This window comes from Lentibacillus salicampi (assembly GCF_004565465.1).
GTDB classification, from domain to species: Bacteria; Bacillota; Bacilli; order Bacillales; family Amphibacillaceae; genus Lentibacillus; species Lentibacillus salicampi.
Genome location: NZ_SRHY01000001.1, coordinates 260,755 through 277,277, shown reverse-complemented (window position 1 = coordinate 277,277; position 16,523 = coordinate 260,755). Strand labels below are relative to the sequence as shown.

Below are 16,523 nucleotides of genomic sequence, written 5' to 3'. Positions count from 1 at the left end.
GGGGTAGGCGCTGGAGCTGAATGGAGTGCGCCAAATGCAGAAAGAGGTGATTGTATGCCATTTGATGGAATCGTTACTCGCGCCGTAACGAACGAACTAAATGAAGATATCATACCAGGAAAAATTGCCAAAATTTATCAGCCAACAGATACAGAACTGGTTTTCACCATACGAAGCCAAGGGCAGAACCATTCACTTCTGTTATCAATACACCCTGTCTATGCACGGATGCACTTAACAAAGGACTCCTATAACAACCCTAAGGAACCGCCAATGTTTTGCATGCTGCTCCGGAAACATCTTTCAGGAGCGGTTATCGAATCTATCACCCAATACGGGATGGAACGCATTATCACATTCTCGGTCCAATCACGAAATGAGATCGGGGATGTCAAAACCAAAAAGCTTATAATCGAACTGATGGGGAAACACAGCAATGTGATGCTTATCGATGGGGAAAAAGAACATATTCTGGACAGCATGAAGCATATTTCTGCTTCCCAAAACCGCTACCGCACGATACTTCCAGGATTCACATACAAGCTTCCTCCAAGTCAAAATAAGTTAAATCCGTTGGAAATCGACAGTGAAACGTTTATTCGTAAAATGGACTTCAATGCAGGAAAAATGGGTCAACAAATTGTTCGGACTTTGACTGGCATATCCCCGTTCATAGCTAACGAAATTGTGTACCAGGCGAAGCTTAGCGCCATCGAAGCATATAAAGAGAAATTTGAATACACACAGGAGATGGTCAGGTACAATCGTTATTCACCGGCCATTTATCGAAACGGCAAAGAAGATTTTCATGTGCTGCCGATGACACATCCGGAGGGCCAGCAGGAAACGTTCACCAGCACCAATACGATGCTCGATTCCTTTTATTCTGGTAAAGCTGAACGCGACCGGGTCAAACAGCAAGCAAAAGACCTGTATCAATTTATTAAAAATGAACGGGATAAAAACACCCGAAAACTGAAAAAACACGACAAGACATTAAACAAAGCGGAAAACGCGGTCACCTATCAGCGGCTCGGCGAACTGCTGACAGCAAACATGCACCAGGTGAAGCAGGGCGATACAACAGCGAACGTTATTGATTATTATGATCCTGATCAAAATGAAATCATGATCGAGTTAAATCCGAATAAGACACCAAGTGAAAACGCCCAGAGTTTCTTCAAAACTTATCAGAAATTGAAAACATCAAAAGAAAAAGTCCAACATGAAATCACAAAAGCCAATCGCGAAATCACCTATCTGGATCAATTGCTTCAACAGATTGATTCTGCACGGGAAGCTGATATAGAAGAAATCTGTGATGAGCTGCGTGAGGAAGGCTACCTGAAGAAGCAAAAGCAAGGGAAAAATAAACGGAAACCTAAAAAGCCGACCCCTGAGAAATTTATGGCAACTGACGGAACCACCATACTTGTCGGCAAAAATAATAAACAAAATGAGTATTTGACCATGAAACTGGCCCACCGTGATGATATGTGGCTCCATACAAAAGATATTCCAGGCTCACACGTCATTATTCGTTCAAGCGAACCGAGTGAAGAGACACTACTGGAAGCAGCCCAGCTGGCCGCGTATTTCAGTAAATCACACCAGTCATCATCTGTACCTGTGGACTATACTAAAGTCAGACACGTGCGTAAGCCGAACGGTGCAAAACCAGGTTATGTGACATACGACAGCCAAAAAACATTATTTGTGACACCTGAAAAAGATACGGCTGAAAACTTAAAAGACGGATGACCCACTTATATGGACCCTCCGTCTTTTTCTAAAGATAAGAAACCATCACGGCTTAAGCTCTCTGTCAGCAATAGCCATGTCCATGTCCAGCTTCGACGTACAGGACGTACTAGTGCCGGCGTTGGCACAGGACGTGCCGAACTTAGCCGGCCAGCGTCTACCCACCCTCGAGGTCTTAAGCAATATTTTACGTGGCAAAACCCGCCACTACAAATGCTTGCTTCAGCATTTTGGGGTGAACAAGGCGCCCTGCGCTTTTCTTAATACTGACTCAGCTCGGTTTTTCCATTGCCTTAGGGTTTAACGTTACTTCAATGTTGCCGCGTGTTGCCTTCGAATACGGGCAAGCCTGATGTGCATCCTCAGCCAGTTCTTCCGCTTCTTCCGGATTAACCCCTTCGATTTCAGTATTCATCGTAACGGCTATTTTAAAGCCATTATCTTCTGAATCCTTCATAAAACTAACCTCTGCGGTCGTTTCCGAGTCAATTTTTTTATTTTGTTTAGATGCTACCAGATGAAGAGAGGCATCAAAACATGCTGAATAAGCTGCCGCAAAAAGCTGTTCCGGATTGGAACCCTTGTCTTCTTTATTTTCTGCAGGGTTTACCAGTTCCAGATCGATTAACCCGTCAGCCGACCGAACGTGTCCGTCCCGTCCATTTTTTGCCGTCGCTTTTGATGTGAAAATAACATCACTCATGGATGTTCACTCCTTTAACGATTTGTATATAACCTGTCTTCCTTTTCTTTCAACAGTTTAAACACTCAAAGGAATTTTTTATCCAGGATTGCTGATAAAAATTGGTCAACTTGAGGCAACTTGCGAACACCTTCCTGATAAGAAACCCATGTGTCACGGGTGACAGGATCACCGTCAAGCTGGAGCGGAATATGCGGATAATCATCCATCATGCTGTCAGACACACTTTTCGGGAGTACTGCCATGCCCAGTCCCTGCTGCATAAATTGCTTGCACGTTTCAATCTGATCGACATGAAGCATTTTAATCGGTTTAATTTGCTTTTGATGATGGTAAAGCCAATTGTCGACCAGCTCATGCATGCTGTCATCGGTCTTAAACGAAATCAACGGACGTTCCTTCAGCTTGTCTGTGGGAAACGGCTCGGTATCAAACATGTATAATGGGTCTGAAAATAATAGTTCACTTACCGTTTCTTTTAACCTTTCACCACGAATGATACAAACATGATAGTTTTTGTGCTCCCGTTTAATATCCTCGCTGATGCCGGTTACCAGATCAATCGCAACTTTTGGATATGCATTCGTGTAATCGCCGAGAATTGCGGGCAAAAAACGTTGACTCACAAGGGACGAACAAGCAATCGATAGCGAGCCCTGCACTTCCCCGCTCGACTGTGCAAGAGCATTCTTTATCACCTTTTCTTCCTGGATCACCTTATTGGCATGCTCCAGAATCAGTTCACCAGCCGGCGTGAGCACCAGACTTTTAGAAGTACGGATAAAGATTGTCTCCCCGAAGTAGTCTTCAATATATTTCAGCCGTTGTGTCACAGCAGGCTGGGAAATAAGTATCGCTTTTGCTGCACCGCGGATAGTGCCAATATCATTGAGTTTTAATAATAATTCATAATCGTCTATTTTCATGAAAAAGGACCTCATTTAATAAGTAATCATTATCCGTTTTTATTGTAACGTAAGATATAGCTTATTGCACACGGATTACTCCGGGCGGTTTCGAACCAAAATAAAGCTGACCCCCCATCATTGTATATCAGGGCCAGCCAGGCTTTTTCGATTGTTTTGTCTGATTCGATACAGAAAATAGACGATTCCCCCAGTGACAACAAATGCGATTCCAATGAGCATGCAGGTGAACATATCTGTTGCTGTATTCGGTAATGGAGAGCCCCCGTCGCCAACTTTTCCCGCGCTGGCAGCCTGATCATGATCGACATTGCCTTCTGCCTGGAAGGTCAGTATAAAATTCGTTTCAAGACCCTGAAATTCATTTCCCAGATGTTCCGGAAATCTGATAAAAAAGGTTAAATCTTCTTCACTTGAAGGTGACAGATTTCTTGGCAAAAACCCATCGAATTTCGCAAGTTTCCCGTCATATAAATCACTATCTGCACCCTTTACCTCCAGCCATAATTCATCAAACAATTTCTCTGAACCACCATTATTTTGGACGGTTGCAACGTATTTAAATGCTTTCGTACCTTCATTTTGAACTTGAATGGTTCTGGGTGCCCAGTCTCCTGGCTTCATATTCGTTATATTAAATAAGTATTCTTCGGGATTTACATTGATATCAATTTCGGCATTTGGTGCAGCTGCCGCCGGGTCACTCATGGCCGGCAAAACCACTGGACTGATAACAGCCAGAAAAGTGATCACATATATAAATTTTTTCATCCCATTCCCCTCCATCAGGTCAAAACGGTATTTTTATGACGAAAGGCTTTCGTTTTCTCTGTCCTGATGTTGTTCCCTGGATTTGTCAGGTTCGATTTCTTTGAAAGCTTTCCAGATAATAAACCCGGAATAACAAAGCAGTAGAAGGCCCGGTACCAGCAACAGAAATGCACCATTCTGTGATTGAGACATGCTGACCAAGTAACCGAGATAAGGTATCGTAAAACCGGTATATTCCGCCATGACATTTTCAGAAAGAACGGGGGTTAAATCAGGGGCGTCATTATTATCCCCCTTCGTTCGGTACATGACATGTTCTCCGTTGTTCATAACCTCTACAACACGGTGGGTGATTAGTTTCCCCTCTTCCTCCATATATGTGATGACATCATCTTTTTGAAAGCGCGTCATATCGCCACCAGGCTTGACGGCAATGATCGACCCTGTTTGGATATCAGGTTCCATCGATCCGGAAAGGACCGTTTTTAATTGGTAGCCAAAGATTTCTGGCTCACCCCCGGACGCTTTGGCAGAAACAACCACGAATAGCATTCCGATTAAAGCAGCAAATAATATGGTGGTTGCGATGTTATTGATCCAGTTTAACAGTTTTTTCTTATTGAGCTTCTTCATCTCCCGGCCTCCCCTCTGGTTTCTGTTCTGAAGCTTTGCTTCCATCCTTAGATTTCTCATTTGAGTTTTTGTTCTCATTAATTGTCTCGTCGTTTTCTTTGACGCCTTTTTTCTCTTCTGGTTTATTGTTACTTTGTTCATCATCCTTTTGGTCTTTATCCTTTTCCCGATCATCTTTTTGGTTTTGCTCATCTTTTACCTCTGTGTTTTCCTGAGTTTTTTCTTCTGCACCTTTGCTTTCATCATCGCCATGTTCCTGATTAGGTCTATTCTTCGGTTCATCTGCTGCCGTATTTTGTTCATCCGTCCCTTTTTTCTCTTCTTGTTCCGCTTGCGGTTTATTTTCAATGCATTTCACCATAATTTTTTCACTCCATGGATCCTGATTATCCCCGTTATATTCAGGATGCTGAGAGACTTTAAGCATATAACTCCCTACTTGATCAGCTTCAAATATCAGGGAGATGGTTTCGCCTTCTTTGATAGGTTCAATCGTTCCATTCGCAATTTTTCTTCCATTATTTCCCGGATTTCCATTTTTAACGTAATAAACCTCATAATCACTGGACTGAATCATGCTGAATCCTTTGTTTTTAATATCGACCGCTATTTTTTCGGGAGGGCAGGCTTTAATATTTTGTGTATTTGACCCTGGGAATACAAGTTCACTGCCATCCCACCATGTCCCGGCTTGTATCACTTGTTTATCATTACTTTGGGAATTAAAATAAGCACCGGTGCCGGAAGTCAGATACCCAAATGCAAAAATTAACATATAACAGCTGACCAACAATTTGCTTGCTAATATCAACTTTTTTCTTTTCTTAAATTTCCGCAGGCGGCTCATGCGCAATGTGTTCCCCCCTAAATTGGTATATTATTTTGCTTTATTAAACATTCAATAGCCTATTGAAATAGTTAATAAAACAAAATAAATGCAGTTAATGATATGTAGGGAGAAAGGCGGAAAGACCCTACCTTTCTCCTTCCTTCATTTATCTGCGCTCTCCGTCTTCCTGTTCAGCAGTGAATTCCCATGTTAGCTCCAGGGAATCTCCTTGGAAAATATTTTGGTCTTCCCCATTGTCAACAAACTCAATTAACACACGCAGGTCATCTGCTCCTCCAGCCGGAATTCCATCTTTTTTATAATCCCAGAATATGCCACCGTCTTCCAGTTCTACGGCGAGTTCATCAGGTGTATACTGCGAAAGTTCTTTCAAGTTTTTGTTAGCAACAACTGTATATTCATCATTATCGAACCAGTGCTCAGAATGCCCCTCATTCTTAATAAACTTTACTTCTATGTGTTCACCAAGATCTTGATTACCATTGTCTCCTTTTGCGTCATTAACAGTATATGACGTATCCAAAAGAACTTTCGCAATGTCTAAAGATCCACTGTTTTCCAATTGGAAAGTTCTCGGCATATAATCCCCCGGTTTTAAGTTATCTACATTAAAAATTTCCACTGGATCAAGTGTCAAATCAAGTGTACCTGCTGCAAACGTATTTTCGGATGCCTCTGTATCACTAAAATACGCAAATGTCCCTCCTCCCACTAGTGAAATTCCGAGTACTGCTGATGCCACGCCAAGACCAAGTTTCTTCTTAAAGCTCATTTTGTTTCCTCCCTAAATTTATTTTTTTATTTTGAACTCTTCTGAGAGAGACAAAATCAATGGTAATGAATTCGTAATTTTATAAAGAACAAAAAGCAGATAAATATGGTTGGCTGGTGCTGAATATTGCTTTGATCATGCACCACTGTTCTTTATTACGAATTTGCTGTTATGAGTATAATCTTTTGATACGCTTTTGCAAAACCTCAAAATCAGCCAAATATACGTTATCAAGAACATTTTACGGCAATTATCTCGCATTCGCTCGTTATTTCGTACAATTTTATACTTTTTTAAGAACAATTTGTTCTATATAAAGATTACAAACATATTATAGTATAATGAAAAGAATCGAAAAGGCTTTAATAGGAGAGTTCATTAGAAGGGTTATATTTTCGCAAGATAAGAAAAGCGCAGGTCGCCTTGTTCACTCCCGAAAAGCTAAAGCAATCATTTGTAATGGCGGGTTTTGCCACGTGAAATGATTGCTTAAGACCTCGAGGGAGGGTAGACGCTGGCCGGCTAAGTTCGGCACGTCCTGTGCCAACGCCGGCACTAGTACGTCCTGTACGTCGAAGCTGGACATGGCTATTGCTGACAAAGAGCTTCATATAGCCAAAAATCTTATACATTCTTATCTTTTAAAAAAATCATGACCGGCGCAAACCGGTCACGACTCAAGCTAATTAAAGCTTATGGCGCCATTCTTCCAGTTGTTGGCGTTCAGCAATACTTATTGTTCCATCTTCAACCAATAGCTTTAGAATTTCATCATAATCAGTGATTGTCTGGCACGTTAATCTGGCATTTGAAAATTGCTGCTTCGCTTTTTTTAGTCCATATGTAAAAATAGCAAGCACTCCTGATACATCAACACCTTCCCGTTCCAATGCGCTGACCGCTTCAATTGAGGAACTTCCTGTCGAGATTAAATCCTCAATGACAACGGCGCGCTGTCCCGCTTCAAACCTTCCTTCAATCTGATTCTCTTTACCGTGTCCTTTTGGCTTTGCACGGACATAGACCATTGGCAGACTAAGTTTATCTGCTACCCAGGCAGCATGCGGAATACCTGCTGTGGCACACCCGGCGATCATATCCGGTTTCCATTCCATTTGCTCAATCAGCTGAACAAATGCACGAGCAATTTTATCCCGTATTCCCGGATACGACATCGTCAGCCGATTGTCACAGTAGATCGGTGATTTCATTCCCGACGTCCAGGTAAAATTATTATCAGGACTGATCTGCACAGCCTTTACATTGAGCAGATCTCTAGCAATTTCATGGCTTACTCCCATGTTCCCACTCCTTTTGCACTTGTTCGTACACTGCCTTTGGATGATCGGCATTTGTAACGGTCCGTCCAACAACAAGAATATCTGCCCCATTTGCACGGGCAAGTGCCGGTGTCGCAACGCGTTTTTGATCATCACCCGCAGAATCCGGCAATCTTATACCCGGGGTAACGGTTAAAAATGGTGAACCGCAAACCACCTTAATCTTTTTCGCTTCATGAACCGAACAGACAACACCGTCCGCACCATTTTGACAAGCCAATTCGGAAAAGCGCACGGCATTGTCCTGCAATTCTCCTTGTAACCCCAGCTCATCATTCACAGTTTTGTTATCGAATGACGTCAGTATGGTAACGGCAAGCAATTTTGGCTTGTAACCCGTTAATGAACCAGCCATTAACCCGTCTTTCGCTTGCCTAATCATTTCACTGCCCCCAAGCGCGTGAATAGTTACCATATCAATACCGAGGCCGGCAAGATTTTTCATGCTTCGCTTAACAGTTGTCGGGATGTCGTGAAGTTTTAAATCAAGGAAAATGTCATGATCATGTTTTTTTAACCATTCAATGAAGCGAGGGCCTTCGTTATAAAAAAGTTCCATTCCCACTTTGACAGGCACACCTTGAAGGCCATTCCGCTCAAGAAAATCCTTCGCTTCCGGCCATGCCGGAAAATCCAACGCCAGATAAGCGTTCCCCTTCATGCCACATGCCCCTTTCCAATAGCATCATTTACGGAATCAAAACCATATTGTTGCAAAATATCTGGTAAATCCTTAATAATTTCCGGGCAGACATATGGATTTTGAAAATTAGCTGTCCCGACAGCTACAGCACTAGCCCCAGCCAGCAGGAATTCCAGGACATCCTCTGCAGTGGATATACCGCCCATTCCAATAATTGGAATATTAACTTGTTGCTTGACTTCGTAGATCATTCGGATCGCGATTGGCTTAATCGCCTGACCGGACAGTCCGCCTGTTTGATTGGCCAATAAAGGTTTCCCACAGGACAGGTTAATTTGCATGCCAGTTATCGTATTTATCATCGATAGTCCATCCGCTCCTGCCTGCTCAACTGCCTTTGCCATCGCCACGATATCCGATACGTTTGGTGAAAGTTTAACATAGACCGGGAGATTGCTGGCTTCCTTTACCTTCTCTGTTATCCCGGCAGCCATGTCGGGATTTGTGCCAAACTGAATACCTCCGTCTTTCACATTTGGACAGGAAATATTCAGCTCTAATGCTTTCACTGACTTTACCTTGTTAAAGGTTGATGCCACCGCCACATATTCGCCAACTGTACTCCCGGCTACATTTGCCACAACCGGCACATCATACCCAGACAGAAAAGGCACTTCATTCGCAATAATTTTTTCCACGCCCGGATTTTGCAGGCCGATTGCATTTAGCATACCTGATGCTGTTTCCGCAACCCTTGGTATCTGATTCCCATCCCTGGCATCTCCTGTTGCAGCCTTCATGATGACCGCACCAAGCTGGTTCAAATCGTAAAATTCGCTATATTCCCTGCCAAAACCAAAACACCCTGATGCAGGCATGACCGGATTTTTTAAGGTTAAGCCCGGCAGGTCAACAGCCAAATTCGTCATAGTACCACCTCACCTGCTGCAAAAACCGGACCATCCGTACAAATTTTCCGGTAGCCGCCTTCCAAATTCGCGGGAATGGCACAGGCAAAGCAAGCACCGACACCGCATCCCAAACGTGCTTCAAGTGAAATGGATCCTGGATGATCTTTCAGTTTATTCGTAATGGCTTGCAGCATTGGAATTGGGCCACAGGAAAAATATTGTACAAAGGTGCCGGACAGGTCCACCCCATCCGTCACGAAACCCCGGTTTCCGTAACTGCCATCATTGGTCATCACATATGTTTCCCCCATTCCCTGGAATTTTTCTTCATAAAATACGTGCTTTTCTGACTGAAAACCGAGCACAGCTTTCACATGTACCCCGTGCCTTCTAAGTTCTTTTCCAAGAAAATACAAAGGGGGAATACCAACACCGCCCCCAATCAGTAAAGCTGTTTTCATAGATTTATCATACGAGAATCCATACCCGGCGGGTCCGATGGCATCCAGTTTCATCCCCTCCCGACAGTCAGCTAATTGTTTCGTTCCTTGACCAATTTGCTTAAACAAAATGGTAATGGTTTCCTGCCGCCGGTCAATATCCGCAATGGAAAGAGGCCTTCGCAACGTATGGCCTTCCGCCATTAAATGCAGAAACTGGCCAGGCATAGCTACTTGGGCAATATAAGTATTTTTTAATGTCATTTCAAACGTATTAAAGGCAACCTGTTGTATGGAGTGAACTGTCATTTCAACGCATTTTTTCATGATAAAACGTTCCTTTTGTTCATCATTGGCTTAGCACTGAACGTTGTCACATCAATCACATTCAAAATAGCCGTAGCTGTATCCAGATTCGTTAAACACGCGATGCCATGCTCCACTGCTTCTCGACGGATCATAAACCCATCAGATCGCGGTTGTTTACCTGATGTAAGGGTATTGACTACAAACTGGACATCTCCATTTTCGATAATGGACAGGACGTTTCGTTCCGATGAGCCTATTTTGGCGACTTTCGTGACGGGTATATTCGCTTCATCCATATATGCTGCCGTTCCTTCCGTTGCATACAATTTGAACCCGAGCTGGTGAAACCGTTCGGCAATCGTCAGTGCTTCAGCTTTATCTTTATCCGCCACCGTCAGGAGCACCGCCCCTTCTTGTGGGACCGATAACCCGGCAGCTATCAAACCTTTGTACAATGCCTTTTCCAATGTTTTGTCGTGCCCGATTGCCTCACCGGTTGATTTCATTTCAGGTCCGAGTGTGGTATCGACGCTGCGCAGTTTTTCGAATGAGAAAACAGGTACTTTGACAGACACGAAATCACGTTCGGGTAAAATCCCGGAATCATATCCCATGCCTGATAATGTCTCACCTAGAATGCACCGGGTTGCCAGATTAGCCATTGTTACACCGGTGATTTTACTCAGAAATGGAATCGTCCGGCTTGCCCGCGGATTAACTTCAAGCACATAAACGCCGTCATCGCGAATGATGAATTGAATGTTGATAAGTCCTTTCACCTGTAACTCACGGGCTATTTTTTCTGTTGCTTGCATACATTCCCGTTTCACAGATTGACTGAGCCGCTGTGGTGGATAGACAGCAATTGAGTCTCCCGAGTGGACGCCCGAACGTTCAATATGCTCCATAATCCCGGGAACGATAACCGTTTCGCCGTCACTGACAGCATCCACTTCCACTTCGATGCCCGTCATATAGTTGTCAATCAGGATAGGATGTGTATCATCCGCACCATTTGATTTCGCTAAATAGTGACGGAGCTCATCATCGTCATAAACGATTTCCATACGGCTGCCGCCGATGACGTATGAGGGCCTTACCAGCACAGGATAGCCGATAGCATGTGCTGCTTCTTCCACTCGATCAAATTTTAAGACGGTTTTTCCTTCAGGACGCAGCAATTCCAGATCATTCAAAAGCTGTTCAAATTGATTACGGTCTTCTGCTTTGCCAATCGCCTCAAGGTTTGTCCCCAAAATCGCCACTCCCCGGCGTTCGAGCCCTTCTGCCAGATTAATAGCTGTCTGACCGCCAAACTGCACAATCACTCCTTTAGGTTGTTCCAGGTTTATCACATGCATCACATCTTCAAGCGTCAATGGTTCAAAATAAAGCTTATCTGAAATGCTGAAATCGGTTGAGACCGTTTCCGGGTTATTATTCATAATAATCGCTTCATAACCCATTTCTTTAATTGCCAAAACGGAATGGACCGTTGCATAGTCAAACTCAATCCCCTGCCCGATTCGAATTGGGCCTGATCCGAGAACAAGTATTTTCTCCCGGCCGGATGAAACAGACTCATTTTCTTCCTCAAATGTACTGTAAAAATAAGGTGTTTCCGATTCAAATTCCGCTGCACATGTATCAACCATTTTATAAACCGGTGTAATAACGTGTTTCATACGCAGTTCATAGATGTTATCGGCCGTTGTGTGCCACAGTTGTGCTATATGAGCATCAGACAGCCCTTTGTGCTTTGCTTCAGTTAATACTTCTGGGACCAATTGGTTTGCGGTCAATCTCATTTCCAAGTGGATCAACTGCTCAATTTTGACTAAAAAGAAACGGTCGATTTTTGTCAGCTGCCATACCTCTTCAACCGTCATTCCGCGGCGAAAGACTTCCGCCAGTACAAATAACCGTTCATCATCTGCTTTTTGCAGGCGGGTTTTTAATTCTTCAACTGTTCCATCAGCCAGGTCTGGGGACAAAAGTCCTTCTGCTCCGGTATCAAGCGAACGGACACCCTTCAGAAGTGATTCTTCAAAATGACGTCCGATTGCCATAATTTCGCCGGTTGCCTTCATTTGAGTTCCGAGATGCCTGTTACCGGATGTGAATTTATCAAACGGAAAACGCGGGATTTTCGTGATCACATAATCGAGCGCCGGTTCAAAACAGGCGTACGTCGTTCCTGTGATGGGATTGACGATCTCATCCAACGTTAGACCTGCTGCAATTTTTGCCGCCATTTTGGCGATCGGATAGCCTGTTGCTTTCGACGCCAGTGCTGACGATCTGCTGACACGCGGGTTCACTTCAATCACGTAGTAGGTAAAACTGTCCGGATCGAGTGCCAACTGGACATTACACCCACCCTCAATATCCAATGCGCGAATGATTTTCAGTGATGCATTCCGCAGCAGCTGATACTCTCGATCACTGAGCGTTTGTGATGGAGCAACCACGACAGAGTCACCAGTATGAATGCCGACCGGATCAACATTTTCCATATTGCAGACGACAATTGCCTGATCATGTCTGTCGCGCATGACTTCATATTCGATTTCCTTGAATCCCGCGATGTTCTTTTCAATTAAACATTGGTTGACCGGCGACAAGGCCAATCCGTTGCGCGTAATCGCCTGCAGTTCCGGTTCGTTATAACACATACCCCCGCCGGTCCCACCCAATGTATAAGCAGGACGTACGATAACCGGATAGCCGATGTCACGTGCAAATGCACAGGCCTCATCAACGGACTGGACAATGTCGCTGTCAGGTACAGGTTCACCAAGTTCCCGCATTAAAACACGGAATTTCCCCCGGTCTTCCGCCTGCTCGATTGCATTGAGCGGTGTTCCAAGTAATGCCACACCGTATTCGGCTAATGTTCCTGTCTGTTCCAATTCCACCGCTAGATTGAGAGCCGTTTGCCCGCCCAGCGTCGGGAGGATTGCATCAGGTTGTTCTTTCCGGATAATTTTCGTTAAAAAGTCGGTTGTCAAAGGTTCCATGTAAATCTGATCCGCCACTGTTTCATCCGTCATAATGGTTGCCGGATTGGAATTGGCCAGCACGACCGTATAACCTTCCTCTTTCAGCGCCTGACAAGCTTGTGAGCCGGAGTAGTCAAACTCGGCTGCCTGTCCAATCACAATCGGTCCTGACCCGATAACAAGAATTTTTTCAATACTGGGATTCTTAGGCATAGATATGCTCCTTCCGTCTGAATTCGGACACCATCAGTAAAAAATCATCAAATAATTGCGGGGTATCTTCCGGGCCTGGCGAACCTTCCGGATGATACTGCACGGAAAACGCCGGGTATAGTTTATGTCTGATCCCCTCCACTGAGTTATCATTCAGGGCAAATTGTGTTATGGTCAGTTCTGTCCTCTTCAACGATTCATGTGTTACCGCGTAACTATGATTTTGTGACGTCATGAATGTTTTATTTTTTTCCAAATCCTTAACCGGATGATTGACACCACGGTGGCCGAATGTCATTTTTTTCGTATCCGCTCCACAGGCAAGCGCCAGCAGCTGATGGCCAAGGCAAATGCCAAAGAGAGGAATTCCCCCTAAAATGGCCTTGATCATTGCAATCGAATCAGGGACATTTTTGGGATTACCCGGCCCGTTTGTCAGTATGACCCCGTCAGGTTTTAGACGCAGAATATTTCCAGCACTATAATTGTATGGCACAACGGTCACATGGCAGTTTCGTTTCGTCAATTCACGAAGTATGCCATGCTTCATGCCAAAATCCACCAACACGATTCGTTTGCCGCGGCCGGGAACGACATAAGGCTTTACCGTTGAAGTCTGTTTGACCTGATCAGTATAGTGTGGCTGTTCTTTCACTTTTTCTATGAGTTCTTCAGCCGGCCTATCCGCGTCTGTCATCATTGCCTTCATGGTTCCATGTCTGCGGATGATTTTCGTCAGTTTCCGTGTATCAATTCCTGAAATACCGGGAATACCGTTTGCTTGCAAGTAGCCATGCAATGTTTCATCACTGCGGAAACTGGACGGGTACTCCGTTAGCTCTTTAACCACAAGCCCATGGATAAATGGGGTTACGGTTTCAAAATCATCACGATTAATGCCATAATTCCCGATGAGCGGATAGGTCATCGTCACGATCTGACCACAGTATGACGGATCTGTTATAACTTCTTGATACCCCGTCATGCCAGTATTAAAAACGACTTCACCCACCGACTCCATTTCAGCTCCAAAGCCATTCCCGTTGAAAATGGTCCCGTCTTCTAAAATCAGCTGCCGTTTAGGCATCCAACCCCTCCCTGTAAACAATTTCTCCTTGTGCAATGGTCACTAAAGGAATGCCCTGCACCTGCCAGCCATGGAAAGGCGTATTTTTTCCTTTTGAATAAAATGTGTTTTTATCTAAACAGGCTGTTTTATTCAAATCCACTATCGTAAGATCGGCAGCAGCTCCTTCCTGTAAAACACCATAAGGTAACTGAAACGTTTTAGCCGGTTGAACAGTCAGCCAGTCAACTAAAGCGCTTAACGTCACTTTTTTCGTTTTGACCAGGTATGTATATAAGAGGGGAAAAGCTGTCTCCAGCCCGACAATCCCGAATGGGGACTCACGCAAACCTGAGGCTTTTTCAGCTTCTGTGTGAGGTGCATGGTCGGTTGCGATTACATCGATAGTCCCATCAAGGAGACCCTCGAGTAATGCCTGCTGATCCGCTTTACTGCGCAATGGCGGGTTCATTTTAAATTGAGCGTCATTCTCTTTAATTGCTTCTTCGTTCAACAGCAAATGATGCGGTGTTACCTCAGCAGTTACATGAATACCAGCACGCTTGGCATTCCTGATCACTCTGACCGATTCTTTTGCACTGACGTGACAGACATGGTAATGACATCCGGTTGCTTCAGCCAGCAGCACATCCCGGGCAATTTGGACCGACTCACTCAATGATGAGAGACCCGGCAAGTCAAATCGTTCACTTACCAGACCATGGTGAACAACACCGCCATGCACAAGTGAATTATCCTCGCAATGTGCTGTAATCGGCTGTCCTGCAGCAGCCGCCTCACGCATAGCCGCAAGCATCTTATCAGCTGTCTGAATACCAGCACCATCATCGGTAAAAGCGAAAGAGCCCGTCCTGGCAAGGCCGGTTATGTCCGTCAGTTCTTCACCTTTTAACCCTTTCGTAATCGATGCGTACGGCAGCACACGTACACAGGCGTCCCGTCCGATTTTTTCCAGTAGTGCTCGAAATGTCCCGGTATTATCCGGAACAGGATTGGTATTCGGCATCGCGCATATGGTCGTAAAGCCGCCCCGTGAAGCTGCTTTTGTGCCAGTCTTAACTGTTTCCTTATGCTTGCCGCCCGGTTCACGCAAATGAACATGCACATCGATGAAACCCGGAAACACCATATGATTCTCGCAATCTATCCGTTTATCGGCATATTCATTGAGATCAGCTCCCAGTCTCTTGATTTTTCCGTTCTCAATGAAAATATCGCAAGGCTCTGTTTGACTGTCATGTAGCAATCGCCTGACATTTTTCAGTAATATTTTCATGATTAACCCCCCATTCGTTTAATAAAATTGACATGATGGCCATTCGTGCATAAACACCATTTTCCATTTGTTTAAAAATCCTGGAACGCGCACACTCTACCAATCTGGTATCCATTTCAACACCGCGATTGACAGGTGCCGGGTGCAGAATAATGGCATGGTCCTGCATGCGTCGTTCACGCTCCATCGTAAGACCGTAGTCAGCAAGGTATGACGTCGCTTGATAGGATGCTGCTGCATGCCGTTCATGCTGAATCCTGAGCAACATCAGCACATCACACATGCCACATGCTTCATCGATTGACACGTATGGAAAATCCAGTGAATCATCTTCAAATCCCGGAGCTGCCGCGAAGTATACATTCGCACCCATTGTTGTCAGGGCATGCGCGTTGGAATGTGCTACACGGCTATGCTTGATATCCCCTGCTATCGCAACATTTAAATGCTTAAATGAACCAAACTCCTGGTAGATGGTCAACAAATCCAGCATTGATTGTGTCGGATGCTCTCCTTTACCGGCACCAGCGTTGATAATGGGGATTGATAGTTTTCCGGCTAGTTCACCATACCAGTGGTCAAACGCGTGCCTGACGACTAACAGATCTGCCCCGATGGCTTCATACGTTCGCGCCGTATCATAAAGAGATTCACCTTTTGCCATGCTGGAAGTTTCCATCTGAAAATCCAGGACATCCATTCCCAACTTCTTTTCGGCAACTTGAAAACTCATTTTGGTCCGTGTGCTCGATTCAAAAAACAGGTTGGCGGCAAAATATTTTCCAGAAAGTGATACTTGATTACACCGCATTTCCTCAGATAAATTCAAAATGTTATCAATCGAGGCAGCTGACAGATCCCGTGTTGATAGAAAATCCCACATCAT

At 44.5% G+C, this 16,523-nt stretch carries 15 protein-coding genes; 1 reads left to right on the top strand and 14 read right to left on the bottom strand.

The features are described 5' to 3' along the window. The first annotated feature begins 54 nt into the window (after window positions 1-54). Complete coding sequence (locus E4U82_RS01375) at window positions 55-1,761, top strand: Rqc2 family fibronectin-binding protein (protein WP_135108240.1); 1,707 nt, start codon at window positions 55-57, stop codon at window positions 1,759-1,761. Window positions 1,762-2,032: 271 nt separating this feature from the next. Here E4U82_RS01375 and E4U82_RS01370 read toward each other — a convergent pair whose 3' ends face one another. From E4U82_RS01370 to E4U82_RS01305, 14 genes are all read right to left on the bottom strand, one after another. Then, window positions 2,033-2,464 (bottom strand): organic hydroperoxide resistance protein, encoded by a 432-nt coding sequence (locus E4U82_RS01370; RefSeq protein WP_135108239.1) that lies wholly within the window; start codon window positions 2,462-2,464, stop codon window positions 2,033-2,035. A 65-nt stretch (window positions 2,465-2,529) separates the two neighbouring features. After that, window positions 2,530-3,390 carry a LysR family transcriptional regulator gene (locus E4U82_RS01365; RefSeq protein ID WP_135108238.1) on the bottom strand — a complete coding sequence of 287 codons (861 nt, stop codon included), beginning with the start codon at window positions 3,388-3,390 and terminating at the stop codon, window positions 2,530-2,532. A 117-nt stretch (window positions 3,391-3,507) separates the two neighbouring features. Then, window positions 3,508-4,161, bottom strand: a complete 654-nt coding sequence (locus E4U82_RS01360) for a TasA family protein (protein WP_167751286.1) — start codon at window positions 4,159-4,161, stop codon at window positions 3,508-3,510. Between the two features lie 33 nt (window positions 4,162-4,194). After that, window positions 4,195-4,794 carry a signal peptidase I SipW gene (gene sipW / locus E4U82_RS01355; protein ID WP_135108236.1) on the bottom strand — a complete coding sequence of 200 codons (600 nt, stop codon included), beginning with the start codon at window positions 4,792-4,794 and terminating at the stop codon, window positions 4,195-4,197. Next, window positions 4,778-5,641, bottom strand: a complete 864-nt coding sequence (gene tapA / locus E4U82_RS01350) for an amyloid fiber anchoring/assembly protein TapA (RefSeq protein ID WP_245183492.1) — start codon at window positions 5,639-5,641, stop codon at window positions 4,778-4,780. Before tapA ends, sipW begins: the two co-directional genes overlap by 17 nt. 148 nt (window positions 5,642-5,789) lie before the next feature. Next, window positions 5,790-6,416 (bottom strand): TasA family protein, encoded by a 627-nt coding sequence (locus tag E4U82_RS01345; RefSeq protein ID WP_135108234.1) that lies wholly within the window; start codon window positions 6,414-6,416, stop codon window positions 5,790-5,792. 686 nt (window positions 6,417-7,102) lie between these two features. Continuing rightward, complete coding sequence (pyrE, locus tag E4U82_RS01340) at window positions 7,103-7,717, bottom strand: orotate phosphoribosyltransferase (RefSeq protein ID WP_135108233.1); 615 nt, start codon at window positions 7,715-7,717, stop codon at window positions 7,103-7,105. Next, window positions 7,701-8,417, bottom strand: coding sequence for an orotidine-5'-phosphate decarboxylase (gene pyrF, locus E4U82_RS01335; RefSeq protein ID WP_135108232.1), 717 nt, complete (start codon window positions 8,415-8,417; stop codon window positions 7,701-7,703). Before pyrF ends, pyrE begins: the two co-directional genes overlap by 17 nt. Beyond that, window positions 8,414-9,328: a dihydroorotate dehydrogenase gene (locus tag E4U82_RS01330; RefSeq protein ID WP_135108231.1), complete on the bottom strand. Its 915-nt coding sequence runs from the start codon at window positions 9,326-9,328 to the stop codon at window positions 8,414-8,416. The genes pyrF and E4U82_RS01330 overlap by 4 nt, the downstream gene beginning before the upstream one ends. Then, window positions 9,325-10,077 carry a dihydroorotate dehydrogenase electron transfer subunit gene (locus tag E4U82_RS01325; RefSeq protein ID WP_135108230.1) on the bottom strand — a complete coding sequence of 251 codons (753 nt, stop codon included), beginning with the start codon at window positions 10,075-10,077 and terminating at the stop codon, window positions 9,325-9,327. Before E4U82_RS01325 ends, E4U82_RS01330 begins: the two co-directional genes overlap by 4 nt. After that, entirely contained in the window at window positions 10,074-13,274 is a 3,201-nt protein-coding gene (gene carB, locus E4U82_RS01320; RefSeq protein WP_135108229.1) for a carbamoyl-phosphate synthase large subunit, read from the bottom strand. The genes E4U82_RS01325 and carB overlap by 4 nt, the downstream gene beginning before the upstream one ends. Next, window positions 13,267-14,361, bottom strand: a complete 1,095-nt coding sequence (locus tag E4U82_RS01315) for a carbamoyl phosphate synthase small subunit (protein WP_135108228.1) — start codon at window positions 14,359-14,361, stop codon at window positions 13,267-13,269. Before E4U82_RS01315 ends, carB begins: the two co-directional genes overlap by 8 nt. Then, on the bottom strand, window positions 14,354-15,637 hold the full coding sequence (locus E4U82_RS01310) for a dihydroorotase (RefSeq protein ID WP_135108227.1): 1,284 nt from the start codon (window positions 15,635-15,637) through the stop codon (window positions 14,354-14,356). The genes E4U82_RS01315 and E4U82_RS01310 overlap by 8 nt, the downstream gene beginning before the upstream one ends. Beyond that, on the bottom strand, window positions 15,597-16,520 hold the full coding sequence (locus E4U82_RS01305) for an aspartate carbamoyltransferase catalytic subunit (protein WP_135108226.1): 924 nt from the start codon (window positions 16,518-16,520) through the stop codon (window positions 15,597-15,599). Before E4U82_RS01305 ends, E4U82_RS01310 begins: the two co-directional genes overlap by 41 nt. Window positions 16,521-16,523 lie beyond the last annotated feature (3 nt).

What these genes read in the sequence shown, in the direction of transcription:
- pyrF (WP_135108232.1), bottom strand. Translation starts at nt 8,417, where the DNA reads ATGAAGGGGAACGCTTATCTGGCGTTGGATTTTCCGGCATGGCCGGAA.
- pyrE (WP_135108233.1), bottom strand. Translation starts at nt 7,717, where the DNA reads ATGGGAGTAAGCCATGAAATTGCTAGAGATCTGCTCAATGTAAAGGCT.
- E4U82_RS01325 (WP_135108230.1), bottom strand. Translation starts at nt 10,077, where the DNA reads ATGAAAAAATGCGTTGAAATGACAGTTCACTCCATACAACAGGTTGCC.
- E4U82_RS01310 (WP_135108227.1), bottom strand. Translation starts at nt 15,637, where the DNA reads ATGAAAATATTACTGAAAAATGTCAGGCGATTGCTACATGACAGTCAA.
- E4U82_RS01305 (WP_135108226.1), bottom strand. Translation starts at nt 16,520, where the DNA reads ATGTGGGATTTTCTATCAACACGGGATCTGTCAGCTGCCTCGATTGAT.
- E4U82_RS01330 (WP_135108231.1), bottom strand. Translation starts at nt 9,328, where the DNA reads ATGACGAATTTGGCTGTTGACCTGCCGGGCTTAACCTTAAAAAATCCG.
- carB (WP_135108229.1), bottom strand. Translation starts at nt 13,274, where the DNA reads ATGCCTAAGAATCCCAGTATTGAAAAAATTCTTGTTATCGGGTCAGGA.
- E4U82_RS01345 (WP_135108234.1), bottom strand. Translation starts at nt 6,416, where the DNA reads ATGAGCTTTAAGAAGAAACTTGGTCTTGGCGTGGCATCAGCAGTACTC.
- E4U82_RS01375 (WP_135108240.1), top strand. Translation starts at nt 55, where the DNA reads ATGCCATTTGATGGAATCGTTACTCGCGCCGTAACGAACGAACTAAAT.
- E4U82_RS01370 (WP_135108239.1), bottom strand. Translation starts at nt 2,464, where the DNA reads ATGAGTGATGTTATTTTCACATCAAAAGCGACGGCAAAAAATGGACGG.
- sipW (WP_135108236.1), bottom strand. Translation starts at nt 4,794, where the DNA reads ATGAAGAAGCTCAATAAGAAAAAACTGTTAAACTGGATCAATAACATC.
- E4U82_RS01360 (WP_167751286.1), bottom strand. Translation starts at nt 4,161, where the DNA reads ATGAAAAAATTTATATATGTGATCACTTTTCTGGCTGTTATCAGTCCA.
- E4U82_RS01365 (WP_135108238.1), bottom strand. Translation starts at nt 3,390, where the DNA reads ATGAAAATAGACGATTATGAATTATTATTAAAACTCAATGATATTGGC.
- E4U82_RS01315 (WP_135108228.1), bottom strand. Translation starts at nt 14,361, where the DNA reads ATGCCTAAACGGCAGCTGATTTTAGAAGACGGGACCATTTTCAACGGG.
- tapA (WP_245183492.1), bottom strand. Translation starts at nt 5,641, where the DNA reads ATGAGCCGCCTGCGGAAATTTAAGAAAAGAAAAAAGTTGATATTAGCA.